This is a genomic window from Novosphingobium sp. NFX11 (genome assembly GCF_057376415.1).
Window position 1 is genome coordinate 3,104,686 of sequence record NZ_CP080384.1, and the last position, 25,113, is coordinate 3,129,798.

At 67.8% G+C, this 25,113-nt stretch carries 23 protein-coding genes, 1 tRNA gene and 4 pseudogenes; 8 read left to right on the forward strand and 20 right to left on the reverse strand.

Annotated features, from left to right (window positions below; genetic code table 11):
- The first annotated feature begins 5 nt into the window (after positions 1–5).
- A complete protein-coding gene (locus KZO24_RS15960) occupies positions 6–527 on the forward strand; it encodes a 3'-5' exonuclease (RefSeq protein ID WP_271182637.1) in 522 nt (173 codons plus the stop codon).
- A 105-nt stretch (positions 528–632) separates the two neighbouring features.
- Here KZO24_RS15960 and KZO24_RS15965 read toward each other — a convergent pair whose 3' ends face one another.
- Both KZO24_RS15965 and purD read right to left on the reverse strand, forming a co-directional pair.
- Positions 633–1,118, reverse strand: coding sequence for a hypothetical protein (locus tag KZO24_RS15965; RefSeq protein WP_271182638.1), 486 nt, complete (start codon positions 1,116–1,118; stop codon positions 633–635).
- Positions 1,111–2,394, reverse strand: a complete 1,284-nt coding sequence (purD, locus tag KZO24_RS15970; protein ID WP_271182639.1) for a phosphoribosylamine--glycine ligase — start codon at positions 2,392–2,394, stop codon at positions 1,111–1,113. The genes KZO24_RS15965 and purD overlap by 8 nt, the downstream gene beginning before the upstream one ends.
- Positions 2,395–2,399: 5 nt before the next feature.
- Here purD and xseA point away from each other — a divergent pair.
- From xseA to KZO24_RS15990, 4 genes and pseudogenes are all read left to right on the forward strand, one after another.
- Positions 2,400–3,889: pseudogene (gene xseA / locus KZO24_RS15975) on the forward strand (exodeoxyribonuclease VII large subunit).
- Between the two features lie 27 nt (positions 3,890–3,916).
- Complete coding sequence (locus tag KZO24_RS15980) at positions 3,917–4,120, forward strand: DUF2093 domain-containing protein (RefSeq protein WP_008830887.1); 204 nt, start codon at positions 3,917–3,919, stop codon at positions 4,118–4,120.
- Between the two features lie 10 nt (positions 4,121–4,130).
- Positions 4,131–5,021, forward strand: a complete 891-nt coding sequence (locus KZO24_RS15985) for a M23 family metallopeptidase (RefSeq protein WP_271182641.1) — start codon at positions 4,131–4,133, stop codon at positions 5,019–5,021.
- A gap of 482 nt (positions 5,022–5,503) precedes the next feature.
- Positions 5,504–6,205 (forward strand): annotated as a pseudogene (locus KZO24_RS15990) (esterase-like activity of phytase family protein); the annotation flags it as partial.
- On the opposite strand, the gene rpmB reads toward KZO24_RS15990, so the two are convergent.
- Positions 6,183–6,467 carry a 50S ribosomal protein L28 gene (rpmB, locus tag KZO24_RS15995; protein ID WP_008831830.1) on the reverse strand — a complete coding sequence of 95 codons (285 nt, stop codon included), beginning with the start codon at positions 6,465–6,467 and terminating at the stop codon, positions 6,183–6,185. The pseudogene KZO24_RS15990 and the gene rpmB sit on opposite strands and share 23 nt — an antisense overlap.
- Before the next feature lie 113 nt (positions 6,468–6,580).
- On the opposite strand from rpmB, the gene KZO24_RS16000 reads away from it, so the two are divergent.
- Positions 6,581–7,036 (forward strand): nucleoside deaminase, encoded by a 456-nt coding sequence (locus KZO24_RS16000; RefSeq protein WP_271182642.1) that lies wholly within the window; start codon positions 6,581–6,583, stop codon positions 7,034–7,036.
- Positions 7,037–7,067: 31 nt separating this feature from the next.
- On the opposite strand, the gene KZO24_RS16005 is transcribed toward KZO24_RS16000, so the two are convergent.
- The 12 genes and pseudogenes from KZO24_RS16005 to KZO24_RS16060 all read right to left on the reverse strand — a co-directional run bounded on the left by KZO24_RS16005 (position 7,068) and on the right by KZO24_RS16060 (position 19,900).
- Positions 7,068–7,781 carry a ribonuclease T2 family protein gene (locus KZO24_RS16005; protein ID WP_285019603.1) on the reverse strand — a complete coding sequence of 238 codons (714 nt, stop codon included), beginning with the start codon at positions 7,779–7,781 and terminating at the stop codon, positions 7,068–7,070.
- Positions 7,778–8,638 carry a carboxylating nicotinate-nucleotide diphosphorylase gene (nadC, locus tag KZO24_RS16010; protein ID WP_271182645.1) on the reverse strand — a complete coding sequence of 287 codons (861 nt, stop codon included), beginning with the start codon at positions 8,636–8,638 and terminating at the stop codon, positions 7,778–7,780. The genes KZO24_RS16005 and nadC overlap by 4 nt, the downstream gene beginning before the upstream one ends.
- Before the next feature lie 331 nt (positions 8,639–8,969).
- Entirely contained in the window at positions 8,970–9,767 is a 798-nt protein-coding gene (locus tag KZO24_RS16015; protein WP_271182646.1) for a LytR/AlgR family response regulator transcription factor, read from the reverse strand.
- Between the two features lie 46 nt (positions 9,768–9,813).
- Positions 9,814–10,976: pseudogene (locus tag KZO24_RS16020) on the reverse strand (sensor histidine kinase).
- Positions 10,977–11,012: 36 nt separating this feature from the next.
- Complete coding sequence (locus KZO24_RS16025) at positions 11,013–11,711, reverse strand: DsbA family protein (protein ID WP_248006054.1); 699 nt, start codon at positions 11,709–11,711, stop codon at positions 11,013–11,015.
- A 181-nt stretch (positions 11,712–11,892) separates the two neighbouring features.
- Complete coding sequence (locus tag KZO24_RS16030; protein WP_271182648.1) at positions 11,893–13,254, reverse strand: M48 family metalloprotease; 1,362 nt, start codon at positions 13,252–13,254, stop codon at positions 11,893–11,895.
- 175 nt (positions 13,255–13,429) lie between these two features.
- The gene (locus KZO24_RS16035; protein WP_271182649.1) at positions 13,430–14,761 is read right to left on the reverse strand and encodes a PAS domain-containing protein; all 1,332 of its coding nucleotides are present in this window, start codon (positions 14,759–14,761) and stop codon (positions 13,430–13,432) included.
- Between the two features lie 92 nt (positions 14,762–14,853).
- Complete coding sequence (locus tag KZO24_RS16040; protein WP_271182650.1) at positions 14,854–16,155, reverse strand: MFS transporter; 1,302 nt, start codon at positions 16,153–16,155, stop codon at positions 14,854–14,856.
- 40 nt (positions 16,156–16,195) lie between these two features.
- A complete protein-coding gene (locus KZO24_RS16045) occupies positions 16,196–16,594 on the reverse strand; it encodes a DUF2141 domain-containing protein (RefSeq protein WP_036525568.1) in 399 nt (132 codons plus the stop codon).
- Positions 16,595–16,605: 11 nt separating this feature from the next.
- On the reverse strand, positions 16,606–17,346 hold the full coding sequence (locus tag KZO24_RS16050) for a sterol desaturase family protein (RefSeq protein WP_271182651.1): 741 nt from the start codon (positions 17,344–17,346) through the stop codon (positions 16,606–16,608).
- Between the two features lie 206 nt (positions 17,347–17,552).
- Positions 17,553–18,983: a DEAD/DEAH box helicase gene (locus KZO24_RS16055; RefSeq protein ID WP_271182652.1), complete on the reverse strand. Its 1,431-nt coding sequence runs from the start codon at positions 18,981–18,983 to the stop codon at positions 17,553–17,555.
- 416 nt (positions 18,984–19,399) lie between these two features.
- On the reverse strand, positions 19,400–19,900 hold the full coding sequence (locus KZO24_RS16060; RefSeq protein ID WP_271182653.1) for an MmcB family DNA repair protein: 501 nt from the start codon (positions 19,898–19,900) through the stop codon (positions 19,400–19,402).
- A 91-nt stretch (positions 19,901–19,991) separates the two neighbouring features.
- On the opposite strand from KZO24_RS16060, the gene KZO24_RS16065 reads away from it, so the two are divergent.
- Positions 19,992–20,068 (forward strand) — tRNA-Arg (locus tag KZO24_RS16065).
- Between the two features lie 131 nt (positions 20,069–20,199).
- A complete protein-coding gene (locus KZO24_RS16070; RefSeq protein ID WP_155986223.1) occupies positions 20,200–20,376 on the forward strand; it encodes a ribosome modulation factor in 177 nt (58 codons plus the stop codon).
- A 12-nt stretch (positions 20,377–20,388) separates the two neighbouring features.
- Here KZO24_RS16070 and cobU read toward each other — a convergent pair whose 3' ends face one another.
- From cobU to cobS, 5 genes and pseudogenes are all read right to left on the reverse strand, one after another.
- Positions 20,389–20,895, reverse strand: coding sequence for a bifunctional adenosylcobinamide kinase/adenosylcobinamide-phosphate guanylyltransferase (cobU, locus tag KZO24_RS16075; protein ID WP_271182692.1), 507 nt, complete (start codon positions 20,893–20,895; stop codon positions 20,389–20,391).
- A pseudogene (locus KZO24_RS16080) lies at positions 20,895–22,351 on the reverse strand (cobyric acid synthase). The gene cobU and the pseudogene KZO24_RS16080 overlap by 1 nt, the downstream one beginning before the upstream one ends.
- Positions 22,339–23,286 carry an adenosylcobinamide-phosphate synthase CbiB gene (gene cbiB, locus KZO24_RS16085; protein ID WP_285019537.1) on the reverse strand — a complete coding sequence of 316 codons (948 nt, stop codon included), beginning with the start codon at positions 23,284–23,286 and terminating at the stop codon, positions 22,339–22,341. The pseudogene KZO24_RS16080 and the gene cbiB overlap by 13 nt, the downstream one beginning before the upstream one ends.
- Positions 23,279–24,262, reverse strand: a complete 984-nt coding sequence (locus KZO24_RS16090; RefSeq protein WP_271182695.1) for a threonine-phosphate decarboxylase — start codon at positions 24,260–24,262, stop codon at positions 23,279–23,281. Before KZO24_RS16090 ends, cbiB begins: the two co-directional genes overlap by 8 nt.
- Positions 24,259–24,969: an adenosylcobinamide-GDP ribazoletransferase gene (gene cobS, locus KZO24_RS16095; protein WP_271182696.1), complete on the reverse strand. Its 711-nt coding sequence runs from the start codon at positions 24,967–24,969 to the stop codon at positions 24,259–24,261. Before cobS ends, KZO24_RS16090 begins: the two co-directional genes overlap by 4 nt.
- Positions 24,970–25,113: the final 144 nt, after the last annotated feature.

Here is a 25,113-nt window from a genome sequence, read left to right on the forward strand (position 1 = left end):
CCGGTTTGAGCTGTCCCGCGCTGATCGACTTCGAAGCGAGCTGCCTGCCCGAATATGGGCAGTCCTATCCCATCGAAGTCGCGGTGGCGCGGATCGACGGCTCGAACCGGGCCTGGCTCATCAAGCCCGCCGAGGCCTGGCGCTACTGGGACTGGTCGGACGAGGCCGAGGCGCTGCACGGCATCAGCCGGCAGATGCTCGACGACGAGGGCCTGCCACCCGCGCAGGTTCTGGCGGAAATGGCCGAATTCGTGGCCGGGTGCCCGGTCTATGCGGACGCCGATCTCGACGAATTCTGGCTCGAAGTGCTGTGTCAGGCGGTGGGCGCGAAGTTGCCGTTTCCGGTGTACTACCTCGGCGAATTCCTCAAGGACGGCGGCTATTCGCGCCCACAGGTGGTCGCCGCGCTGGAAGAGGCGAAGCGCCTGCTCCCCAAGGAACATCTGGCACGCGAGGATGCCAAGCGGCTGGCGATGGTGGTCAAGCTGCTGGTGGACGGCGAGGTGGAACCGTCGTCCCGGACTTGATCCGGGACCGGTGGCTGTCTTTAGGCTAGGGCCATCGCCGAGGCGCCCCGTCGATGGCAAGGCTGTTCACGGCTAGCGGTCCCGGATCAAGTCCGGGACGACGTTTTACTGCCCACTCCGCTGCGCTGCCTGCAACTGGCCCGCGCACTGCGCCTTCCTCTGATCCCGCGCCGCCGACAGCGACTGCGCCGCCTGCGAAGGCAGCGCGCAGTCCTGCGCCGGGCGGATCGGGTGCTTGGCGAGGCAGCCGCTGCGGGTGCTGAACAGGTCGTCGGCGCAGTCGTCGAAGGCGGCCTGGTCGGCGTCGTGCATCGCCTGGCAGGCCTGCGTCCAGCGCTGGCGATAAGCGCTTTCGGCCAGATCCGTGCATTGGTCGTAGGCCGCCTGGGCCTCCTGTTCCCGCCGCGCGCGTTCGGCCAGTGCGCGCGATTGCTCGGCGGCCTTCGACTGCTTCTCCGCCATCGCCAGCGTCTGCTGGTGGATGTCCTGCGCGGGCAGGTAGATGCCGTAGTAGTACCCCACGCCCGCCCCGCCCATCAGGGCGCCGAGCGCGAGGCACAGCTTCAGGATCGGGTCGGCGTGCTTAAGCATGGCTCTTTTCGCGCGCCACTTCGCGCCAGCCGATGTCGCGGCGGGTGAAGCCGGTGGAGAAGTCGATGGCATCGACGGCAGCATACGCCTTGGCCTGCGCTTCGGTCACGCTACCCGCACGGGCGGTGACTGCCAGCACGCGCCCGCCGCTGGCGACCAGTTCGCCGTCCTTCAGCGCGGTGCCGGCGTGGAAGACTTTGGCGCCCTCCGCCTCGGCCTCGGCCACGTTGCGGATCGCGCCGCCCTTGGCCGGGGTGCCGGGGTAGCCGTCGGCGGCCATCACCACCGTCAGCGCGACGTCGTCCGAGAAGCGCGGCGGCTCGATCGCGGCAAGACGGTTCTCGGCGCAGGCGTGCAGCAGTTCGACGAGGTCCGATTCGAGCCGCATCATGATGACCTGGCATTCCGGGTCACCGAAACGGCAGTTGTACTCGATCAACTGCGGCCCCTTGGCGGTCAGCATCAGGCCGAGGAACAGCACGCCGGAATAGGGCATGCCCTCGTTGGCGAGGGTGCGCACGGTCGGCGCGATGATCTTCGTCATCGCCTCGGCCTGCAGTTCGGGGGTGAGCACCTTGGCCGGGCTGTAGGCGCCCATGCCGCCGGTGTTGGGGCCGGTATCGCCGTCGCCGACGCGCTTGTGGTCCTGCGCCGAGGCGAAGGGGACGATGGTGGAGCCGTCGGTCAGCGCGAAGAAGCTGGCTTCCTCGCCCTCGAGGAATTCCTCGATCACCGCTTCCGCGCCCGCTTCACCGAAGCGCCCGGCGAAGATGTCGCGCACGGCGGCTTCGGCCTCGTCCATGGTCATCGCCACGGTGACGCCCTTGCCCGCCGCGAGGCCATCGGCCTTGATGACGACGGGGGCGCCGAACCTGGCCAGTGCGGCCATTGCGGCCGCTTCGCTGGAGACGCGCTCGTAGCCGCCGGTCGGGATATTGGCGCGGGCGCACAAGTCCTTGGTGAAGCCCTTGGAGCCTTCGAGCTGCGCCGCTGCCTTGCTGGGGCCGAACACCGCGAAGCCTTCGCCGCGCAGCGAGTCGGCAAGGCCGTCCACCAGCGGCGCCTCGGGGCCGATGACGACGAGGCCGATGACGTTCACCTCGCAGAAGGCCAGCACGGCGGCGTGGTCGGTCGCGTCGAGGTCGATGCACGTCGCGAGGCCCGAAATGCCGGGGTTGCCGGGGGCGGCCCACAGGGTATCGCAGCGCGGGGATTGCGCCAGCTTCCAGGCCAGCGCATGTTCGCGGCCGCCCGAGCCCAGTAGCAGGATGTTCATTTCCCGTGCCTTCCGATCAATTCTACGACGATGATTACAACGACGGTCGTTCGGGGGGCTGGTAGCGAAGGAGTCGGCCGGGGACAACGCCGCGCCGCTCTCGATCAGCGAGATTTCAGATCTCCTCAAGCGCACGGTGGAGGACCGCTTCGGCTTCGTGCGCCTGCGCGGCGAACTGTCGGGCGTGAAGCGCGCGGCCTCCGGGCACCTCTACTGCGCGCTCAAGGACGACAAGGCGGTGATCGACGGGGTGATGTGGAAAGGCGGCGCCCAGCGCCTCGCCTTCCGCCCCGAGGATGGCGTCGAGGTCATCGCCACCGGCAAGCTGACGACCTATCCCGGCCGCTCGAAATACCAGATCGTCATCGAGACGATGGAGATCGCGGGCGAAGGCGCGCTGCTGGCGCTGCTCGAAAAACTGCGCGCCCGCCTCGCCGCCGAGGGCTTGTTCGCGCCTGAACGCAAGCGGCCGCTGCCCTATCTGCCGCAAGTGATCGGCGTCGTCACCTCGCCCACCGGCGCGGTGATCCGCGACATCCTCCACCGTCTGGCCGACCGCTTCCCCAGCCGGGTGCTGGTCTGGCCGGTGCTGGTGCAGGGCGAGGGCGCGGCGGCGCAAGTGGCGAACGCGGTGCGCGGCTTCTCGGCCATCGAGCCCGGCGGGCCGGTTCCCCGCCCCGACCTCGTGATCGTCGCGCGCGGCGGCGGTTCGATCGAGGACTTGTGGAGCTTCAACGAAGAGATCGTCGTGCGCGCCGTCGCCGATTCGACGATCCCCGTGATCTCGGCGGTCGGGCACGAGACCGACACGACCTTGTGCGACCATGCCGCCGACCGCCGCGCGCCGACGCCCACCGCCGCTGCGGAAATGGCGGTGCCGGTGCGTGCCGAACTGGTGAACCAGATCGACGAGATGGGCTTGCGGATGCGCCGCTGCGCGCTGCGCCCGGTGGTGCTCGGCCGCGAGCGGCTTGAGGCGCGTGTCCAGCGCCTGCCCAAACCCGAGGCGATCCTCGCCGCCAAGGCCCAGAAGCTGGACGAATTGTCCGAACGCCTGCGCCGGGGCCTGCAGGACCGCGCCACCGCCAAGGGGCGTTCGCTGCAACAGGTCGCGGGCCGTCTGTCGCTGCCGCTGCTGCGCCACCGCGTGCAGGTCTGTGACGAGCGGCTGGCGCGCATCGGCCTCACGCCGCGCCTGCTCGAACGGCGCTGGACACTGGCGCGCGACGCCCTCGCCCCGGTCAACCGGGTGCTGCCACAGCTTGACCCGCGCCTGCCGCTGCAGCGCGGTTACGCGCTGGTGAAGTCCTCTTCGGGCGCCGCGCTGACCACGCGCGAAGCGGCGGAGCGCGAGGGCAGTCTGGTGATAGAGTTCCGCGACGGCGAACTGCCGGTCACCACGCGAGAGGGCACCGAGGCCGCCACGCCGCGGCCAGCACCGGCCAAGCCCGCGCGACAGTCTTCAAGCCCACCACGACAGGGCGATTTGTTCTGAGGCGGCGGCTCTGCTAGGATCAGGCCCATGTTGATGTCCTCCGCAGACCGCCCCGCCAAGCTCGCTTACGGCCCGAACGGCTTTCGCGTGCTCAGCCCGGGCCACTACGTCACGTGCGCCGTAACCGGCGAGCAGATTTCGCTCGAAACCCTCCGTTACTGGAGCGTCGAGCGCCAGGAAGCCTACGCGACCGCCGAGATCGCGACGAAACGTCTCCTCGGACAGGTCTGAGCCCGCCACCATGACGCGCCGCGTGAAGGGGCTCGTATCGCTGGCGGTGATCGCGGTCGCTGCGGCCGTGTCGCTGCCGCTTGTGGCCCTGCGCGCCGCACAGCCCGTAGCGCCGGTGGCCCCGGCCGCGCCGCCGCGCGCCGTGACCCTCCCGTTCGTTGGCGAATTGACGCAAGGCGGCTGGCTGCGCGGGACTTTGCCCGCCGGAGTGCGCTCGCTCTCGCTGGACGGCAATCCGGTGAAGGTGGCGCCTGACGGTGGCTGGTTCGTCGCCTTCGACCGCGATGCCGGGCCTCAGGCGGTACTGCGCATATCCTATTCCAACGGCACGCTCGGCGAGCAGCGTCTCTCCGTGGCGCCGCGCGCGTGGCAGATCGAGAACGTCAACATCCCCCGCAAGCCCGGCGGTCCATCCGAGGCGTTCATGGCGCTGCGTCGCCCCGAACTTGCGCGGATCGAGGCGGCGCGTGCCCTCGTCAATGACGCGCAAGGCTGGCGGCAGCGCTTCGTCTGGCCGATCAAGGCGCGCATTTCCGGCCGCTTCGGCTCGCAGCGCATTTATCGCGGAGAGCCCGGTGCTTATCACTCCGGCCTGGACCTCGCACCGGGCGGCAGCGGGGCGACCTTCGTGGCTCCGGCGGACGGCGTCGTGATTCTGGCGGCGGAGAAACCCTTCACCTTGGAAGGCAACCTGCTGATGCTCGACCATGGCATGGGCCTCAACAGCGCGTTCCTGCACTGCTCCGAAATCCTCGTGAAGGAAGGCGAGCATGTGAAGCAAGGGCAGATAATCGGCCGCATCGGCATGACCGGCCGCGCCACTGGGCCGCACCTGCACTGGTCGATCAAATGGAATGACGTGCGGCTGGATCCGCTGTTGTTCACAGGGCCGATGACTTGATCGTCGAACGGCCGGTTGCCATTCCGCAAAGATGACCTAAGCACGCTTGGTGCGCCGCAGCATTCCCCTCCTGGCCCTCGCCGTTCCGCTTTTATGGGTGACCTGGGGGCGGACGGCCGTGCCGCCGGGCGGGCATACCCCGATAGCGGGCCTGGAAGTCGAGCGACAGGTCCTGCCGTCAAATAAGATCCTTGCACGTTACCTCGGTCCATTCCGAATGGAATCAGCCTGGCAATATCGATCGAAGAATCCCAGGGTAGCGGGCTATTCGGCCCTTGTGGCGAAGCCGGGCGGGAGGCTTCTTGCCTTTAGCGATGCAGGCGGGGCTCTTTACTTCGCCCCTCCTGGCGAACGGTCGGTAAAAGCGCGAGCTTTGTGGCTGATGTTCAGTTCTTCCGGAGAGGAAAAAGCGGGTCGGGACGTCAGAATCCGTCGCGACCGATCCTGCCACCGGTCGCTATTGGGCCGCGCTTGAGGGCAGCAATAGAATTGTCCGGCTTTCCCCGATCCTGAAAGAAACGGACCAGGTCGCTCCCCGCGCCATGGCTTTGTGGGGCATCAATACCGGTGCCGAAGCCATGACCCGCCTTCCGGACGGGCGATTCGTCGCGATCCGGGAGATACCGCCTTCGTTGGGTGAACCTCGTCTCCACGAAGCGGTGCTGTTCTCGGGCGATCCGATCGAGCATCCGAATCCCCGGAAGTTTTTCTTCGATGGGCCAGACAACTTTTCGGTCGTCGACATGACTCTACTACCCGACGGACGTGCACTGATCCTGATGCGACGGCTTATCTGGCCGTTGCCGATGCGATTCGCCGGGCGGATCGTCATTGCCGACACCGCCCTGATCCGGCCGGGCAAGGTCTGGCACTCGGTGCCTCTTGCCTCGCTAGCTTCCGTTCTGCCGGTCGACAATTTCGAGGCGATCGCGGCGGTGCCCCGGCCTGACGGACGAGATCACCGTGTGGCTGATGTCGGACGACAATGCGATGCGGGTGCTTCAGCGCACCCTGCTGTGGAAGCTTTCGGTCGATCCGAAGCAGTTGCCCTGGCCGAAGTAAGAATCCAAATAGAACGCGAAAAAGCGCGCGAAGCAGAGCTTCGCACGCTTTTTCAAAACCCGTATTCCCGATGCGCTCCCCGTCAGGAGGAGCAGGCAATCAGGCGGCCTGGGTCTTCTTGAGGTCGCGCTTCACCTTGGCGGCGCGCGGCGACAGCTTGGCGTCCGAGGTCTTCAGCAGCCAGTTGTCGAGGCCACCGTTGTGCTCGACCGAACGCAGGCCGTGCGTCGAGACGCGGAACTTGAAGCTGCGGTCCAGACCTTCCGACATCAGGGTGACGTTCTGGAGGTTGGGCAGGAAGACGCGCTTGGTCTTGTTGTTCGCGTGGCTGACGTTGCAGCCAACCTGGCGGCCCTTGCCAGTCAGTTCGCAGATGCGGGACATAGTCTTTCTCGCTCGAAAATTGCTTGCCGTTAAGTACGGGAAGGCGCGCCCTTACCGATTCCCCTACCCAAGGTCAAGTTGCACACAGGTTTTTGAAGGGCTAGCGCGGACGAATGACTCGCTGGCCTCTTCCCGAACCCATGGCGCTTGCCCTGCAGGAGGCGCAGGCTGCTGCCGATTCCGGCGAAGTGCCCATCGGCGCGGTGATCGTCAAGGACGGCCGTGTGATCGCCACCGGCCGCAACGCCCCGCGCGAACGCCACGACCCCACCAGCCATGCCGAGATCGAGGCGATTCGCGCGGCTGCTCGGCTTCTCGGTAACGAACGGCTGGAAGGGTGCGAGCTGTGGGTAACCCTGGAGCCCTGCGCGATGTGCGCCGGGGCGATCGCTCAGGCCCGGATCGCGCGGGTCTATTACGGTGCGTCCGATCCCAAGGGCGGCGCGGTGGAGCATGGCGCGCGGGTCTTCGAGCACCCGCAGTGCCTGCACCGGCCCGAGGTCTATGCGGGGATCGGCGAGGCGCAGGCGGCGGAGATGCTGCGCGGGTTCTTCCGGGCCAAACGATAAACGTCGTCCCGGATCAAGTCCGGGACGACGTTTATAACCCGCGCCAGATCTTCAGCGGAGCTGAATCGGCCGGACCAAACTGCCGCGCCCCGCACCGCGCTGGGCGGAAATCCTTGCCGTAGCAAAGCTGAACCTCGCGCAGCCATCCGGTGCGACTGATCTGGACCCCCACCGCCTCGCGCGGCCAGCCCCGATTCGCCGCGACGAATTCCTCGCGCAGGTCGCCCACCGTGAGGTCGCGCCTGCGGGAGAGTCGATCGGCGTCGGGCCAGTGGATCGAGCGCCACAGGATCGCACTGACGCGGAAATACTTCTGCGGGCTGGCGACCATGCAACTGCCGTGTTTCGCCCACTCGTGCACGAGCAGGCCGGGCGAGGGCGTCATGCACAAGTTCTCGCGCAGGACCTGCGGCGACGGTACGGTCTGCGCCCCGCACCATTGCGGGGAAGGACCGCGCGCCGCTTCAGGCCAAAGGCCATGCAGAATGAAGCCGAAGCGGCCACTGGCGCGGTTGCACTGCATCGAGCGGGTATCGCCGCTGGTCTTGCAGTGGTCGGGCGACCAGCTGGCGGACAGCGTGTAGCCCGCGATCGCCGTGCGGCGTATCGGGCCATCCGGTGTCAGTGGCTTCACCGGCGCAATCTGGCGCGGGACGGAGCATTGGTAGGCCTGTGCCAGCGCCGGAGCCGGAAGCACGGTCAGCGCCGCTATGAAGGCGGCCGCCAGCTTTACGACCCGGCTCACAGGGGCGTGAAGTCCAGCCCGATGTCGGCGGCAGGGGCGCTCTGGGTCAGGCGGCCCACCGATACGTACCTGACGCCGCTGGCGGCAATCGCGCCGATGGTCCTGAGGTTGACGCCGCCCGATGCCTCGGTGGGCACCCGGCCCGCCACCAGCGCGACGGCCTCGCGCAGCACGTCCGGTCCCATGTTGTCGAGCAGCAGGTGATGGGCGCCTGCCGCGATGGCCGGCTCGATCTGGTCGAGGTGGTCGACCTCGCAGATGATCTGCGCCACGCCCGCCGCCTTCGCCCGGGCCACCGCCGGGCCGACACCGCCGGCGACAAGGACGTGATTGTCCTTGATCATCGCCGCGTCCCACAGGCCCATGCGGTGGTTCTGCGCGCCGCCCATGCGGGTTGCGTACTTCTCCAAATGGCGCAGGCCGGGGATCGTCTTGCGGGTGTCGAGCAGGGTCGCGTGCCCGGCCATGGCGTCCACGTACTCGCGGGTCATCGTGGCGATGCCCGACAGGTGCTGCACGGTGTTGAGCGCGCTGCGCTCAGCCGTCAGCATGCCGCGGGCGTTGCCGGTCAGGCGCATCAACTGCGTTCCGGGAGCGACCCGCGCGCCTTCCTCGATGAGAATCTCGATCTCCATCGCCGGGTCGAGCTGGCGGAAGAACGCCGCTGCGATTGGCAGGCCCGCGACGGTGATCGCATCGCGCGAATCCATCACGCCGGAGAACCTCGCGTCGGCGTCGATCACGCTTTCCGAAGTGACGTCACGGCCGCCGCCGGGAAGACCTTCGCCAAGGTCTTCGGCCAGGGTGGCGGTGACGAATGCGGTAAGGTCGAAAGCCGGAAGCGCGAACTGGGTCATGGCCGGGTTATTTGCGCTTTATCTGCAGGTTGTCGAGTGAAGAAAAGGGAAGTCCTGGGGCCATTGCCCCAGACCCCGGAACTGTCGTCGTCGCGCGTGCAGCGGCGTCTGGGGTGATGGATGGGAGATCACATAGCCTGCGGCGCCTCCAACTCATTTCGTCATTGCGAGCGTAGCGAAGCAATCCAGAGCAGTTGAAGGCCGCCCTGGATTGCTTCGCTACGCTCGCAATGACGAAGGTTGAGGTCAGCACCCCACGAAGCGGCGTGCACGACGACGACGGTACTGGGGGTGCAGGGGGCTATGCTCCCCTGCTTCTACCCTTCAATTCTCAGTGAACGAACCGCGCGATCACGTCCCGATATGAACGCGAAACCTTCACCTGCGCGCCCGAATCGAGCACGAGGAAGCATTCGCCGTTCGTATGCGGCTTCACCTGACGCACCTGATTGAGATTCACGATCGTCGAGCGATGCACGCGCTGGAACACGCGCGGGTCGAGGCGGCGTTCGAGGTCCTTCATCGTCTCGCGCAGGATCAGCGAGTTGTCTGCGGTGCGGATGCACATGTAGTCGCCGGCGGCTTCGATGTGCTCGATCGAGTCCACGTCGATCCGGAAGATCTGGCCGCGATCCTTGATGTTGATGAGTTTTTCGTAGCGGTCGGCGTTGGGGTCGGTTTCCTCGGGCATGTGATCCACCGCGTCGGGGGCGACTTCCGCGAGGACGGTCTTGAGCTTCTCCGCTTCCTCGGAACTGCGCTTTTCGGAAAGGCGCTGGCGCACACGGGCGAGGGTGTCGTCCAGCTTGCTCTCGTCGACCGGCTTCATCAGGTAGTTCACCGCGTTCGCCTCGAAGGCGCGGACGGCGTGTTCCTGGTAGGCGGTGACGAAGACGAACAGCGGCGGTTCGATCTCCATCACGCCCTTCACGACGGAGAAACCGTCGAAGCCGGGCATCTGGATGTCGAGGAAGACGAGGTCTGGCTTCTCGGTCTTGATCTTGCGGATCGCCTCGCGCCCGTTCGCGCAAGTGTCGATGATCTCGACGTCGGGGTACTTCTCGAGCCGCAGTTGCAGACCCTGGATTGCGAGTTTCTCGTCGTCGACAAGAATCGTGCGGATTGTCATAGGTGCTTTTCTCCGGTGCGGCTAACGCGCACGGGGCCAGATTGTTTCATCGCGCCATCTGAACGGGCTGACGCGCTGGTTCGGACATGTCCTCGGTGGTTTCGCGGCGCTCGAAAGGGAGTTCTATCACGACTGCGAAGCCGCCTTCCAGCGGTTCGATCGTTTCAAAACGGTGGTTCTCGCCATAGGCCTGCGACAGGCGGTCGCGGATGTTGGACAATCCCACGCCGGTGGAAACCGGCTCCCTCCATCGTAGGTCATGCCCGATAGCCTGTTGTCGGTCGTGGGACTTTGCAAGCCCGGCCCGGTGTCCGAGACGGTGATGCGAAGCATCGGCCCGATGAGTTGCGTGTCGACGGTGATCTCGGCCCCGGCTTCCTGCTGGCTGACGGCGTACTTGATCGCATTCTCGACCAGCGGCTGGAGCAGCAGCGAGGGCAGCAGCCCGGCTGTAGTGGCAGCATCGATGTTGAAGGTGGTGCGCAGTCGTTCCTCGAAGCGCATCCGCTCGATGTCGAGGTAGAGCTGGAGGGTCTCGACCTCCTGCTCCACGGTGACGCGCGCGGAGGGCTTGTTGATGAGCGTATAGCGCAGGAACGACGACAGGCGCGACAGCATCGCGTTGGCTGGCTCGGTCTGCTTGAGCAGCACCAGCGTCGAGATCGAGTTCAGCGTGTTGAACAGGAAATGCGGGTTCAGCTGGTAGCGCAGCATCGCCAGCTGGGCGCTGGTGGCCTGGTTCTCCAGCCGGATCAGCTGGTCGTTCTGCTCTTCGACCTGAAGGTAGAAGTTCACCATGTAATAGAGCGCAGTCCAGGCGCCGAGCAGCGTCGCGTCGAGGTAGAACACGCCCACGAAGATCTGCGCGAAACTGGTGTCGGCATCGACCCGCCATAGAGAAATGACCCAGCCGTCGATGAACGCATGCAGCGCCACCGCTACCGGCAGCGCCAGTACCGTCAGGCCCCACGTGACCAGCGCCCGCTTCCTGATGAGCGTGCGGTAGATCACGGAGAGCACCAGCGAGATGGAGAAGCCGGTGATGGTGGCGATGACGGGCTGTACCAGCGCGGTCAGCGGCAGGTTGTTGGCCAGCAACGACATCGAGCGCAGGATCAGTGCGCCGCCCCAGCCGATCAGCTGCAGGCGCCAGAACGCGCGGTCCTTGTTGGCGAAGAAGGGGATGGGCTGGATCGGCAGGACGCTCATGCGGAAGAGCCTAGACGATCTTGCAAAGGTTTCAAATCATGCGCCACGTGCGGCCTTCACGGCTTCCGACAACTGATCGAAGCCGACCGCGCCGGGAATGAGCTTGTCGCCCGCGATCCAGCTGGGGGTGCCGGAGAAGCCGAGGCGCTGGGCCATTTCCATGCTGCGACCAAGCTCGGCCTCCACCGTCGGGCTGGCGGCGATGCGGCGGGCGCGGTCCATGTCGAGGCCGATGGACTTGGCGACTGCCTCGATGGTGGGCGCATCGACCTGCCCGGCCTTGTACATGGCATCATGGAACTGGGCGTACTTGCCTTGCTCGGCGGCGGCCAGGGCCATCTTCGCGGCATCGGGGCTGTGCGGGCTGATGATCGGCAGTTCGCGCACGACGATCCGCAGGTCCGGGTTCTTCGCGATCAGCTGGGCGACGTCGGGCAGGCTCTGGCGGCAGTAACCGCAGGCATAGTCGGAGAACTCGACCAGCGTGACCTTGCCGTTCGGATTGCCGAGCACGGCGCCGGGGAAGGGCGTCTCGACCGCCTGACGGACTCCGCCGAGCGCCTTGGCGGCCTCGCGGCGGCGCAGTTCGTCCATGGCTTGTGGCAGGATTTCGGGGTTTTCGAGGATATAGTCGTGGACCACGTGCTGCACGGCGATGCGGCCGCCGTACCAGCCTGCGCCGCCGACGACGGCCAGTCCCACGATGCCCATTGCGAACTTGCCGGCTGTACTCATGATTCCAGAACGTTTCCGTAGTGCTTGGGGGCAGCCAACTCGGCCGACGCCTGTTTCTGACAACACTTCGTCATTGCGGGCGCAGCGAAGCAATCCAGGGCAGCGCAAACCGCCCTGGATTGCTTCGCTGCGCTCGCAATGACGAAAGGGTGGGGGATAAAGGGGAGCATTTCGAAGCCATCTAGCGCCGCTTCTTGTCGCGTTCCAGTTCGGCACGTGCCTGCATCTCGATGTCCTGCGCGCGGATCCAGTCGGGCGAGCCTTGCGGGAGGCCCGCTTCGGCCGCCTGGGCGCTGCGCAGCGCTTCCTCCATGCGGTCGGAAAGCACCTGCTGCTCGGCGCTGGCGAGGTAGGCGCGGGGCATGTCGCCGTTGGCGGCGTAGATCATGCCCAGCTGATACCAGGTAAAGGGGTTTTCCCGGTCGCGCGCGGCGGCGGTCTTGAGGACTTCCTGCGCTTCCTTGTAGTTCGCCCGGTCCTCGGTCGCCATCAGGGCGTGTCCGAAAAGGGTGGCGATCAGCGGCGTGTTGCCGGAAATCGTGTTGGCCTTGCGCAGCATCGGCAGCGCTTCGGCCGGCTTGCCCGCCTCGAGCAGGATCTGGCCGTCGAGTTCCAGGAAATAGGGATCGTTCGGATCGGTGGTGATCAGCGCCTCGGTTTCGGCGCGGGCCTCGGCGAACTTCGATTCGCGATGGAAGGCATAGGCGCGGGCGTAACGAGCGGGGACCGAGTTGTCGGTCATCGGGTACTTGCGCAGGACCTGATAAGGCTCGGCGAGGAAACCGAAGAGCTTGGCCTTGGCGCGCAGGAAGCGTTTCTGGATCGCCGCGTCGTCCGGCTTTTCCCAGGCGGCGTCCTTCTCGTAGGTATCCTTGAGCGTGGCGATGCGGTCGCCGGTAAGGGGGTGGCTGGAGTAGAACTCGTCGCCGTCCTTGGGGCGGTAGCCGTAGCGGAACTCCATGTTCTGGAGCTTCTCGAAGAAGGCGATCGAGCCGCGCCCGCTGATCCCGGCCTTCGACAGATACTGCGCGCCCGCCGCGTCGGCCGAGGCTTCCTGCGAGCGGTTATAGGCGAGGTACTTGCCCATCGCCGCCTGCTGGCCGGCCATGATGACGCCCATCGCCGCCTCGCCGCCGCCCGCAGCCGCCGCCGCCGCGCCGAGCAGGAGCGAGAGCAGCGAGATATTGGTCGCGCCCTTGCCGCCCATGTTGAGCACCGCATGGCCGCCGGTCACGTGGCCGAGTTCGTGCGCGACCACGCCCTGCACTTCGGCGGCGGTGTCCGCCTCGTCGATGAGCCCGGAATTGACGTAGACCGCCTGCCCGCCCGCGACGAAGGCATTGACCGAGGAATCGTTGACGAGGACGATGTCGACGTCGCCCGGCCTCAGGCCCGAGGCCTTGACCAGCGGCGCGGCCATGTCGCGCAGCAGCGCTTCGGTTTCGGCATCGCGCAGGATCGACTGGGCGGAGGCGGAAGCGGCGCAGGCCCCGAGCAGCGCGGGAATCGCGAACAGCAGGGCAGGTAGTCGCAGCTTGGGCATCGGTTCTCTTGGGGACCCCGGGGGCTTAACCGGCGATGAAGCCGCATGCATGCACGGTTGGGGTGGAGGTGTCGAGGCCCACGCCTCTTTCGTCATTGCGAGCGTAGCGAAGCAATCCAGGGCGGCGTAGTGTTGCCCTGGATTGCTTCGCTACGCTCGCAATGACGAGGGTGGTTCAGCCCAGCAACCGCCGCGCCGCACGTTGCAGCAGCGCTTCGTCGTCGCTGACTTCGCCGACCAGCACGATCTCCCCGCCGGGCAGCCGCCGCGCAACGAGCACGGTGAATTCCTCGCCGCTCCCATCGAGTTCCGCCAGCGGGCGTGCCTCGATCGCGCGCAGTTCGCTGGCGAGGCGTTCACGGGCATTCGCGGGGACGCTCCCCGCTTCCTCGCGGCGCAGGCGGCGTTCCTCGCGGACCAGCGCCTTCACGCCGCCGGGCGTCGCCGCGAGATGCGCGGAGAGCGTGCCGACCGCGAGGCCGATCCGTCCGGCATGGGCGATGACGGTGGCGAACTCGGTCAGGCGGGTCTTGTCATAGTCGGCGCCGAACACGAGCTTGACCAGCGGCAACAGCGGCGCGCGTTCCTGCGCTTTCAGCCCCGCATCCTCGATCAGTTCGGCGAGATCTTCCGGGGCATCCCGCGCCGCCAGCGCGAAGTCGTGGGCGCGGCCGATCGCGTCGTAGAGCGCCTGGTGCGAGCGTTCCTCGCTGCGCCGGGCCAGCAGCGCCAGTTCGCGCGCGGAAGCGAGCCAGTCGGCGAGGCCCATCTCGTGATCGACGAAGGAGGTCGGCTCGACCTCGAAGGAGAAGCCGGGGCTCGGCAGCTCCATCGGGGTATAGGCATCGATCGCGGGGAGTGAGAAGTCGCCACTGCCGAAATCCGCAGGCCCGTCCGCCCAGTCGGTCAGCGGTTCGGGTGCACGCAGCATGGCGGGGCGGCTTTCCTCTTCGTCGTCGCTCGACTGGCGGCGGGGAGGCAGCGGCTCGGCGCTCTCCTTCCAGTTGATGACGCCGTAGATGTAGTCGATCCGCCGCCCGTCGCGCGAAAAGGGCATCAGGATGCCGCGATAGAGCACCGTCATGCCCTGCGGGTTGACGTACTCGGCCTCGAACCCGATCGGCGCCTCATTGGCGAGGATCTGCATGTAGTGGTCGGTGATGCGGGAGAGCAGCGAGCCGCTGGGCACATCGGCAAGGCGACGGATCGTCCCTTGCGCGTCGCACTCCTGCACCAGCATCGCGCCGACATAGGCGATGGCGGGATCTTCGATCCCGTCCGTGAAATCGAGTAGGACGCTGCGCGGGCCGAAATCGGGCAAGTTGGCGGGATCGAGATCGGCGATGTCGGGGAAGGTCTTCTCCCCCAGCAGGCTCGCCCAGAAATTGTAGGCCCGCACCTGCATGCGGCGCTCGTCGTTGCCCGGCTTGGCGACCGGGGCGGCGGCGGTGACGTCGTCCCCTTCGGAATCGCCTTCACCCGAAAACTCGCCGTGTAAACTGTCCATGTCGAATCCCGACTCGCCCCTGTAGAGGGCCGGTTCTGGCGCAACTTGGTGTAATAAGGATTAAGTTGCGCCCGTGGAGCTTGCCGGAATCATCAGGCCTGCTTGACGATTCCCTCGCCCGGCTTGGGCAGCGGGGCGAGGATGCGCAGGGCCACGAAGGAGACGATCAGGAAGATCGATCCGGCATGCAGGGCGAAGGGCAGGTCCTTCCAGTCGGCCAGCATGCCCCAGGTCCACGATCCCAGCGCCATGCCGCCGAAGGTCACCGCCTGGTATATCGACAGGCAGCGGCCGAGGATCGCGTCCGGGGAACGCAGCTGCACTGCCGTATTCAGCGTGGTGAGGATCATCACCCAGGCCATGCCCGATACGAAGGCGGCGGGCAGGGCGTAGGCGATGCGGTCCACCTCGGCGATCAGCGACAGCGAGAACACGAACATCGCCGCGCCCATCGCGAGAATGCCCTCGAGCCCGATCCTGCGGCGGATCGGCCCGGTCAGCGGGGCGGCGGTGATCGAGCCGATGCCGAACAGGCCGAGCATCAACCCGTAGTCCAGCTCATCGCCATGGATCGGGCCGTTCACCACGGTCGGCAGCAGCGACTGGTAGGCGGCAAGGCTGAACCCGAGCGCGAAGCAGCGCGCCAGAATGCGGCGTAGCTGCGGGTTGGTGGCGCAGTAACGGATGCCGACGCCCACGGCGGGCAGGATCGGGCGGCGCTCGATCTGGCGCGGCGGCGGCTTCCACCACAGCAGCACGCCGATCAGGCCGATGTAGCTTATCGCATTGAAAGCGAAGGCGAACGATACGTCCCAAATGGAAATCAGCAATCCGCCCAGCGCCGGGCCGACCGAACGGGCGATGTTGAAGGAGATCGAGTTGAGCGCGATCGCCTGCGGCAGCTCGCGCGGCTCCACCTGCTGGCGCACCGAGGCCTGCCATGCCGGGGAGTTCAGCGCAGTGCCGATGCCGACGCTCAGCGTGAAGGCCAGCAGCAGGAACGGCGTCAGCATGTGCGCGTAGGCCATCGCCGCCAGCGCGGCCGAGACCACCAGCATCCCCACTTGCGCGGTCAGCATGACGAGGCGGCGGTCATAGTTGTCGGCGATGGCGCCCGCGAAGACGCCGAACAGCATGATCGGAACCGTCGCCGATGCCTGCACCAGCGCGACGAGCTGGTGCGAGGCGGTCAGCTCGGTCATCATCCAGGCGGCCGCAACGCCCTGCAGCGTGCCGCCGAGGTTCGAGAACAAGTTGGCGGTCCAGATCGCGCGGAACACCGGATAGCGAAAAGGCGAGAACGCGCCCGTCGGCGGAGGCGGCACGAGGTCCGCCGTTGCCACCTCGACCGTCTTTTCGACGGCCTCCTCGATCCTGTCCTCTTCCCGTCTCACACTTCAGGCGTAAGGCGCGGCGGTGGCGGGGGCAAGTCGGTCAGAGCAGATATCGCATCCGGATCGCCAGGCGGACAGGTTCCCCCGCGACATCGAACGCGGCCTGCGCGAACTTCGGCGGTCCCATGCGCACCGGCGCGTCGCGTGAAAAGCCGTAGCCTTCGCGCGGGATCATCAGCCGGGTGTCGAGCTTGCCGTTGCCGTTCTCGTCGTGAATCAGCGACACTGCATAGCGGCCCTGCGGCACCGCGCCGAAGTCCAAATGGAGGTCGCTTGCCGCCGGGACCGTCAGCTTGCGGGCCTGCGGGTCCTTCTCGCAATCGGGAAAAGCATCGGGCCGCGTCGTCAGGCAGGCCAGCACCTGCCCCTTTGCCGAGCGCATGTCCGTCACCGAAACCGACACGTCCGTGTTCTGCGGCGCCGTCGCCCCGGCCAGCAATACGACCAGGCTTAGGGCCGCGAGAACGCCTGTGACAGTCCGGCATCGGTGCCGCACAGATGGTCCCAGTGGCGGAAATAGAGGCCGTAGTTGCATCGATAGCTTTCATGGTGCCGTTGGTGATGGCTGGCGGTAATGAGCCAGCGCCCGAGCGGCGAATGAACGAGGGCACGGGGAAACATCTCCCAGCCCATGTGATTGGTGATCCCCATCACCGTCATGATCGTCAGCACCACGCCCAGCGCGCCGACGTGGATCGGCACGAGCAGCACCAGTGCCGGGATCACCACGGCCCCGGTCAATGCCTCGACGGGATGGAAGCTCATCGCCGCCCATGCCGTCGGCGGGCGGCTGGCGTGATGGACGGCATGGGCGATGCGGAATACCCGTGGCCGGTGCATCCAGCGATGGGTCCAATAGAACCACGTGTCGTGGAGCAAAAGGTAGACGAGCACCGAAACCGGCAGCCACCAGAGCGGCCGGTCGTGCACATCGGTATAGATGCGCGTCCAGCCATGCTCGCGCCAGCCCCATGCGACGACGCCTGAGGGAATGCCGTAGATCGCGGCCGAGGCGAGCGACCATGCGATCTCGCCGCGGATCTGGCGGTCCAAGCCCTTGTAATGGCCGGGCCGCACTCGCGCAGTGATCCAGGCGAACAGGCCGGACGTGAGGAGATAACGGACGCCCACGATTGCCGTCATGGCAAAGGCGGAAACAAGCACCGCAACAAGGGGAGCGTCGAGCGCCATGGGCGCGGGGAGTATGCCCTCAGGAGGGGAAGGGGAAGATAAAAAGAGGAAACCCGGGGCCAAAGGCCCCAGACCCCCATACTGCCGTGGTCACGCGCGCAGCTTCGCGGTGCTGCCCATTGCAGGGAGCGCGCTAGGTAGCTGCGCGAACAACGACGACAGTAACGGGGTCTGGGGCAATGGCCCCAGATTCCCTTTATTTCATCTTACCCTGCGCGCTTCACCGCACCCTTGTGCGCGCCCAGCCCCTTGGGGCCGCGCGGACGGAAGCGACGCTTGCGCTCGCCTTCGCCTTCGCCGCCTTCACGACGCTCGCCTTGCGGACGGTCACTGCGCTGGCCATCGCGGCGCGGCTGGCCGCCACGGCCGCCGCCGTTGCCGCCGCGCTGTCCGCCGCCGCCCTGGCGGCGCTCGCCCTGCGGCTGCTCCACCTTGCGCGAGGGTGCGGGCAGGCGTGCGGCCTGGTTCTGGAAGTCTTCCGGCAGCGCCAGCGGGTCGAGCTTCACGCGGGTCAGGCGCTCGATGTCGCGGATGTATGGCTTTTCGTCCGGCGCGACATAGCTGATCGCGACGCCGGTGGCGCCGGCGCGCGCGGTGCGGCCGATGCGGTGGACATACTGTTCCGCGACGTTCGGGATCTCGAAGTTATAGACGTGCGAAACGCCCGAGACGTCGATGCCGCGCGCGGCGATGTCGGTGGCGACGAGGACGCGCACGGTGCCCTGGCGGAAGCCGCCGAGGGCGGCGGTGCGCTGGGCCTGGCTCTTGTTGCCGTGGATCGCGGCGGCCGGGATGCCGGCGGCGACGAGGTGGCGCACGACGCGGTCGGCGCCGTGCTTGGTGCGGGTGAACACCAGAGCGCGGTCGATGGCGCCGTGCGATGCCTTCTCCTCGGCGTCAGGCGCAAGGCCCGCGCGCAGCGAGAGGGTCAGCAGCGCCTGCTTCTCGGCCTGGTTGATGTGGGTGGCGAACTGTTCGACGCGCTCGGCGGTGGTCGACTGCGGCGCCACTTCGACCTTGACCGGGTCGTTGATGAACTGGCGGCCGAGGTCGGCGATCGCCTGCGGCATGGTGGCCGAGAAGAACAGGCTCTGGCGCGTCTTGGGCAGCAGCGCGGCGACGCGCTTGAGCGGGACGATGAAGCCCAGGTCCATCATCTGGTCGGCTTCGTCGAGGACGAAGATCTCGACGTGGCGCAGCGTCAGCGCGCGCTGGTCGATCAGGTCGAGTAGGCGGCCGGGGGTGGCGACGAGGATGTCGACGCCGCGCTCCAGCGCGCGGGCCTGCTTGCCCACGGGCACGCCGCCGAAGATGCACTGGACCGTCAGGTTCAGGAACTTCGCGTAGCCGCGCATGTTCTCGGCGATCTGCGCGGCGAGTTCGCGGGTGGGCGAGAGCACCAGCATGCGGCAGCCGGCGTTCTGGCGCGGCTTGGGGTCCTGCGCGAGGCGGTGGAGCGAAGGCAGCGAGAACGCGGCGGTCTTGCCGGTGCCGGTCTGCGCTATGCCGAGGAGGTCACGGCCTTCGAGCAGCGAGGGGATCGCCTTGCGCTGGATAGGCGAGGGATCGGTGTAACCCTTGACGGCGAGCGCGCGGAGGATCGGCTCGGCGAGGCCAAGTTCGGAGAAATAGGACATGCGTCACTTTCAAAAGTGCGGGGCGCGCAAGGCTTTTGAAAAAAGGCGCGCGCACAGCGAGGTGTCGTTGCGGCGACCCTGCGTGAGGAAGGAAGCTAGTTGGTCGCAACCGCCAGTCCGGGCCGGTCTTGGCTGGATGCCGCGACCTCACGCTGCTCTCGGATTGCGGCGGGGCGGACCCCGCACGCCGGTTGCTGGCGGGTCACTTAGTGTGAATTACGGCAAAGCGCAAGAAAATTGCGGATAAGTTGCAGAAGTGCCCACTCGCTGCGAAAATCGAGGCGGTGCAGTTGAGCCCTCTTCGTCATTGCGAGCGCAGCGAAGCAATCCAGGGCAGTGTAGAGCCGCCCTGGATTGCTTCGCTGCGCTCGCAATGACGTGCCAAGGGCAAGTTTTGTTCCAGCTTAGCTTCGGCCTCAACCACCTTCATTCCCCCACTGCAGCGTATGTGGATCGCCCAGCGTCACCAGCCGCCGCAGCGAGGCACGCGCCAGCCGCTCGGTCTCCACCTTGCGCCGGGCGGCGGCAAGCTGGCGCAGGGGAGCGGGGCGCAGGATTTCCGCGTCGTAGCCATCGGCCACGATCACCCCGCAACTGTCGGGCAGGAACGCCTCGCTCTCCAGCGGGCTGCGGTCCAGCAAAGGAGAGAGCCCCCAGTAGAACCGGTCGCAGTAGTCGAGATAGTCGGTCCACTTGCCGTCGCCGAGCAGGTCCGCGCGCGCCACCTTGATCTCGACGATGATGACGTGCCCCTTGGCGTCGATCCCCATGAGATCGGCCCGCCGTCCGCAGCGCAGCGGCATTTCCGGCATGCACCAGATGCCGTTGCGGGCGAACAGCCGGGCGATCCCGCGAGCCACGTCCACGGCGGTATGCCCATGCGAAGGGGCGAGGGAGAGCGAATCAGCTTCGGCCATGATCGCCATCATAGGAACATATCGAGAACTGACAAGTCATCGCATTTGGCGCTGGCAAGCCCCGCTTGCGTCTGCTAACCGCGCTGGCACTGCACCCGTAGCTCAGCTGGATAGAGCGCTGCCCTCCGAAGGCAGAGGCCACAGGTTCGAATCCTGTCGGGTGCACCATATCCCCACATTGACGTCTCATCGCCCCCGCGCAGTTCATCGCGCCCGCGGCGCTGTCTGCCGTTAACATGCGTTAAGACCTGCAGCTTGCACGTGCGTTGCCGCGTTGCAGCAGGCAGTATCAGCAAGACGTGAGCCGCACATTGTCCAATGTTCAACGTGCCCATTTCTGGGGCATCAAGGCCGCGCAGGCCGGCATTCCGCTTTCCAGCAATCCTTACGCCAGTCCCCAGCAGAGAGCCGCATGGGAAGCCGGCTATCGCCACGATCCGTTTGCGCAGGATCGGCGGCATTCACTGCCCAATTGAGGCGGAATTTCTCTATTTCAGCTTGAGCGGCAGCCCCGCAGCGACGAATTCGACTTCATCGACCGTCGCGGCGATGGTCTGGTTCAGGCGTCCCGCTTCGTCGCGGAAGCGCCGGGCGAGGGCGTTCTCGGGGACGATGCTCAGGCCCACCTCGTTGGATACCAGCGCCAGCGGGACCGGGCAGCGGCGGATCGCCTCCTGCAAAGCCGCGACCGGCCCGTCCAGCGGCAGGTCCGCCAGCATCAGGTTCGATAACCACAGTGTCAGGCAGTCGACGAGCACCGCATCCGCCTCCCGCGCGGCCCTGTCGATGGCGCCTGCCAGATCGAGCGGTTCCTCCAGCGTGGTCCAGCGCGGCCCGCGATCCTCGCGGTGGCGGGCGATGCGTTCGGTCATTTCACCGTCGAACGCCTGCCCGGTTGCGATGTAGGAAAGGCGGCCGGGCTGCGCTTCTATGCGCGCCTGCGCATGGCGGCTCTTGCCGGAACGGGCGCCGCCCAAGACCAGAAGGCTGCGCATCATAAGGTAACTCCCGCCAGGGCGAGTAGCCCGTCGATGTCCAGATGGCGCTCCATCGCCTCGGCCAGCGCATCGAGTGCGGCATCGACGCGGGCGTCGTTGTCGAAGCCGTCCGACTGCGCGCCGATGCGGGCGAGCAGGGCGCTGCGAAGGCCCGGCTTGGCGAGCAGGCCGTGGCAGTAGGTGCCGAAAGTCCGCCCGTCTCGCCCGATGGCGCCGTCCGCGCGGCCCTGCGCCAGTCGCGCGAAAGGCCGCGCGGCGTCGGGCCCTCGGTCACGCCCATGTGCATCTCGTAGCCTGCGAACGGGGCGTCCATCGCCGTGCCCTCGACTTGCTGCAGCGTCTTGCGGCCCGCCAGCACCGTCGTCACGTCGAGCAGGCCGAGCCCGGCGACTTCGCCCGGAGGCCCCTCGATGCCGAGGGGGTCGGCGATGGTCCGGCCGAGCATCTGGTAGCCGCCGCAGATGCCCAGTACCGCCCCGCCGCGCCGGTGATGGGCGAGGACGTCGATGTCCCAGCCCTGTGTCCGAAGGAAGGCCATGTCGGCGATCGTCGCCTTGGAGCCGGGCAGGACGATCAGCGCCGCCTCGGCCGGGATCGGGGTGCCGGGCGGGATCATCGCGACGTCCACGCCGCTCTCCTGCCGCAGCGGGTCGAGGTCGTCGAAGTTGGCGATGCGCGGCAGGATCGGGCAGGCGACCAGCAGCTTGCCCGGCTTCGCGCCGAGCCCGCGTTCGAGGATCACGGCGTCCTCGCTCGGCAACCGTGCGACGGCGGGCTCCCACGGCAGGACGCCGAAGCCGCGCCAGCCGGACAGGCGCTCGATCGCCTCGTAGCCGTCGGTGAAGAGGGCGGGATCGCCGCGGAACTTGTTGATGATGAAGCCGTGGATCATCGCCGCGTCCTCGGGATCGATCACCGCGCGGGTGCCGACCACGGCGGCGATGACGCCGCCCCGGTCGATGTCGCCCGCCAGCACCACCGGGACGTTGGCGGCGCGCGCGAAGCCCATGTTGGCGATGTCGCCGCTGCGCAAGTTGATCTCGGCGGGAGAGCCCGCGCCTTCGACGAGAACGAGGTCGCAGCGCGCCTCCAGCCGGCGGTAGCTTTCGAGCACTTCGCCCAGCAAGGGACGGCGCGCCTCGCGGAAGTTGGCGGCGCCCAGCGTGCCGCGCACCTTCCCGTGGACGATCAGTTGCGAGGTGCGGTCGGCCTGGGGTTTCAGGAGCACCGGGTTCATGTCGACATGGAGCGGCGCGCGCGCGGCGATGGCCTGCAGCGCCTGCGCGCGGCCGATCTCGCCGCCCTCGGGCGTGACGGCGGCGTTGTTCGACATGTTCTGCGGCTTGAACGGCAGGACGGTGAGCCCCCGGTTGGCGGCGGCGCGGCAGAGCCCTGCGACCAGCACCGACTTGCCGACGTCGGAGCCGGTTCCCTGCAGCATCAGGCCAGCCATGCGATTCCCATAGCGATGATCCCCAATATCAGGCCCAGTATCAGGCAGGCGCGCCGGTAGATCGTCAGCGCGCGGGAGAGGTGGTGCGGTGTCGCGATGCCGCCTTCACCGATCCACGGCTTGTCGGCAAGCACGCCGTCGTAGGCGATCGGCCCGGCGAGGCGGATGCCCAGCGCGCCGGCCATCGCCGCCTCGGGCCAGCCCGCGTTGGGCGAGGCGTGGCGGGCGTGGTCGCGGGCCATGATGCGCCAGCCTTTCAGGCCTGCGAGGCACAGCAGCACGCCTGCAAGCCGCGCGGGGATGAGCATGACGAGATCGTCGAGGCGCGCGGCGGCCCAGCCGTAGGAGCCGTAAGGCTCCTCGCGGTGGCCGATCATGCTGTCGGCGGTGTTGATCGCCTTGAGCATCCACGCGCCTGGCAGGCCCAGCAGGAGCAGCCAGAACAGCGGCGCGACGACGCCGTCGCAGAAGCTCTCGGCCAGGCTCTCGATGGCGGCGCGGGCGGTGGCGGGCGCGTCTAGATTGCGGGTGTCGCGGCCGACGATCATGCCGACGGTGCGGCGTGCCTCGGGCAAGTCGCCGCGCAGCAGGGCGTCGCGGATCGGGCGGACGTGGTCGTCGAGGCTGCGCGCGGCCATCGCGGGCCAGGCGAGCACGGCGAGGATCGGCCAGGCCCATGCGCCTGCGAGGGCGCGGACGGCGATCTCGATCGCGAGAGTGAGACCGCCGGTGAGCGCGACGAGCAGCGCGGTGGCGAGCATGCCCGCGAGGCGGCGCCGTGCGGGCGAGGCGTCGCGGCGGTTGAGGCGGCGCTCGCAAGCGCGGATGATCCGGGCGAAGAGGCCGACGGGGTGGCCGGTCAGGGCATGGAGCCGGGCGGGCCAGCCGAGCGCGGCCTCGATCGCGAGTGCGGCGGCGGCGATGGGTTCAGCCATGGCGGAGCGCCCGGTCGAGGCGGTCCAGCGCGGCGGGATCGGCAGGGACGCCGAGGCGCAGGGTGTCGGGGCGCTCGGCGAAAGGACGGGTGAGGATGCGGGCCTTGGCCAGCCGCTCGAACAGCGCGCCTGCGTCCACGCCCGAGAGGTAGCGGAACAGCGGGCAGGCGCCTTGCGGGGACAGGCCGTGGCGCTTCAGCACCGCGTCGAGCGCGGCGGCCCGGCCGGGGAGTTCGGCGTGGGTGCGCTCTATCCACGCGGCGTCGGCATAAGCGGCGCGGCCGAGTTCGAGCGCGGCGGTGTGGAGGGGCCAGCTGCCGATCAGGGCGCGCAGGCGGTCCAGCACTTCGCTCGGCGCGATCACGAAACCGAGGCGTAGCCCTGCGAGGCCGAAGAACTTGCCGAACGAGCGCAGGACGATGAGGCGGCGGTGATCCGTGACGTGGCGGGCGACGCTGGCTTGCGGGTGACAGTCGGCGAAGGCTTCGTCGGCGATCAGCCAGCCGCCTTGCGCGGCGATGGCGTCGTGCCAGCCGAGCACGGCGGCGGCTCCCCGCAGCAGGCCGTCGGGGTTGTTGGGGTTGGCGAGGACGACGGCCTCGGCACCCTCGGTTGGCGCGGCGAAGGCGATCGGGCGGGAGCGGGCGAAAGCCTCGGCATGGGTGCGGTAGGCGGGGGCCAGCGCGCGGCCGGGCAGGTCCAGCATTCCGGCGAGGAGGCGCAGCGCGGTCTCGCTGCCGGGGACGGCGCAGACGTGGCGGGGCTCGGCGCCGAAGTGGCGGGCAGCGGTCCGTTCGAGGGCGGCGAGCGCTTCGGGATCGGGCAGGGCGTGCCAATCGATACGCAGATTGTCGGGTGGGCTCCAAGGCACGGGATTGAGGCCGGTGGAGAGGTCCAGCCACTGCGCCGGATCGCCGCCGTAAAGGCGCGCGGCTTCGGCCAGGCGGCCGCCGTGGTGGAGCAGGTCGGGGGTCACGGCAGCAGCACCAGCGCGAGTAGCAGGGCGGTCTCGACCAGCTCGATCCCGGCACCGTGGCCATCGCCCGAGATGCCGCCGAGCTTCGCACGCAGCCACCAGCCCCACAGCGGCACGGCGACGAACAGCGCCAGCAGCGCGGGCGAGGTCAGCACGACGGCGAGGATCGCGGCGAGGCTCCAGCCGATCAGGTGCAGGCGGCCGACGCCCTCGCGGAAGCGGGAGCCGAGGCCGGAGTGGAGCGGCGGCAGGAACAGCGTCCAGCCGATCGGGGCGATGCGCGCCAGCACCGGCACCATGACCAGCGCGGGCCATTGCACGGGGGTAAGCGCGTGCAGCAGCACCAGCTTGGCGAGCAGTTGCAGGCCGATCGCGACGACGGCGAAGCTGCCTACGTGCGGGTCGGCCATGACGGCGGAGAGGCGCGCGCGGTCGCCGTGGGCGGCTCCCGCACCGTCCGCCACGTCGCCGAGGCCGTCGAGATGCAGTGCGCCGGTGATCGCCACCCACGCGGCAAGCGCGGCCAGAGCGCCCAGCCACGGATCGCGCGGCTGGAGCAGCCACCATGGGAGCGCTGCCGCCGCGCCCACCGGCAGCCCGGCGACCGGGAACCAGCGCATGGCCTTCGCGAAATCCTGCGCGTCGGCCTGAACGGCGGGGAGCGGCAGGCGGGTGAGGAACTGAAGGGCGAGGACGAGGTGCTTCATGAGGATTTCCCCGGCCTCACCGTCATTGCGAGCGCAGCGAAGCAATCCAGGGCAGTGCTGCGCCGCCCTGGATTGCTTCGCTGCGCTCGCAATGACGAGGGGTGGGGAGGCCGGGCGGGGCGGGGCATGCGCGCGGAGGGGAGG

Bases quoted from the DNA above. Each gene is read 5' to 3' on its own strand.
- purD (WP_271182639.1), bottom strand. From the start codon at position 2,394: ATGAACATCCTGCTACTGGGCTCGGGCGGCCGCGAACATGCGCTGGCC.
- KZO24_RS16035 (WP_271182649.1), bottom strand. From the start codon at position 14,761: ATGGACAGTTTACACGGCGAGTTTTCGGGTGAAGGCGATTCCGAAGGG.
- KZO24_RS15985 (WP_271182641.1), top strand. From the start codon at position 4,131: ATGACGCGCCGCGTGAAGGGGCTCGTATCGCTGGCGGTGATCGCGGTC.
- KZO24_RS16030 (WP_271182648.1), bottom strand. From the start codon at position 13,254: ATGCCCAAGCTGCGACTACCTGCCCTGCTGTTCGCGATTCCCGCGCTG.
- KZO24_RS16025 (WP_248006054.1), bottom strand. From the start codon at position 11,711: ATGAGTACAGCCGGCAAGTTCGCAATGGGCATCGTGGGACTGGCCGTC.
- KZO24_RS15965 (WP_271182638.1), bottom strand. From the start codon at position 1,118: ATGCTTAAGCACGCCGACCCGATCCTGAAGCTGTGCCTCGCGCTCGGC.
- KZO24_RS16015 (WP_271182646.1), bottom strand. From the start codon at position 9,767: ATGACAATCCGCACGATTCTTGTCGACGACGAGAAACTCGCAATCCAG.
- KZO24_RS16055 (WP_271182652.1), bottom strand. From the start codon at position 18,983: ATGTCCTATTTCTCCGAACTTGGCCTCGCCGAGCCGATCCTCCGCGCG.
- KZO24_RS16060 (WP_271182653.1), bottom strand. From the start codon at position 19,900: ATGGCCGAAGCTGATTCGCTCTCCCTCGCCCCTTCGCATGGGCATACC.
- KZO24_RS15980 (WP_008830887.1), top strand. From the start codon at position 3,917: ATGTTGATGTCCTCCGCAGACCGCCCCGCCAAGCTCGCTTACGGCCCG.
- cbiB (WP_285019537.1), bottom strand. From the start codon at position 23,286: ATGGCTGAACCCATCGCCGCCGCCGCACTCGCGATCGAGGCCGCGCTC.
- KZO24_RS16000 (WP_271182642.1), top strand. From the start codon at position 6,581: ATGACTCGCTGGCCTCTTCCCGAACCCATGGCGCTTGCCCTGCAGGAG.
- rpmB (WP_008831830.1), bottom strand. From the start codon at position 6,467: ATGTCCCGCATCTGCGAACTGACTGGCAAGGGCCGCCAGGTTGGCTGC.
- nadC (WP_271182645.1), bottom strand. From the start codon at position 8,638: ATGACCCAGTTCGCGCTTCCGGCTTTCGACCTTACCGCATTCGTCACC.
- cobU (WP_271182692.1), bottom strand. From the start codon at position 20,895: ATGCGCAGCCTTCTGGTCTTGGGCGGCGCCCGTTCCGGCAAGAGCCGC.
- KZO24_RS16050 (WP_271182651.1), bottom strand. From the start codon at position 17,346: ATGGCGCTCGACGCTCCCCTTGTTGCGGTGCTTGTTTCCGCCTTTGCC.
- cobS (WP_271182696.1), bottom strand. From the start codon at position 24,969: ATGAAGCACCTCGTCCTCGCCCTTCAGTTCCTCACCCGCCTGCCGCTC.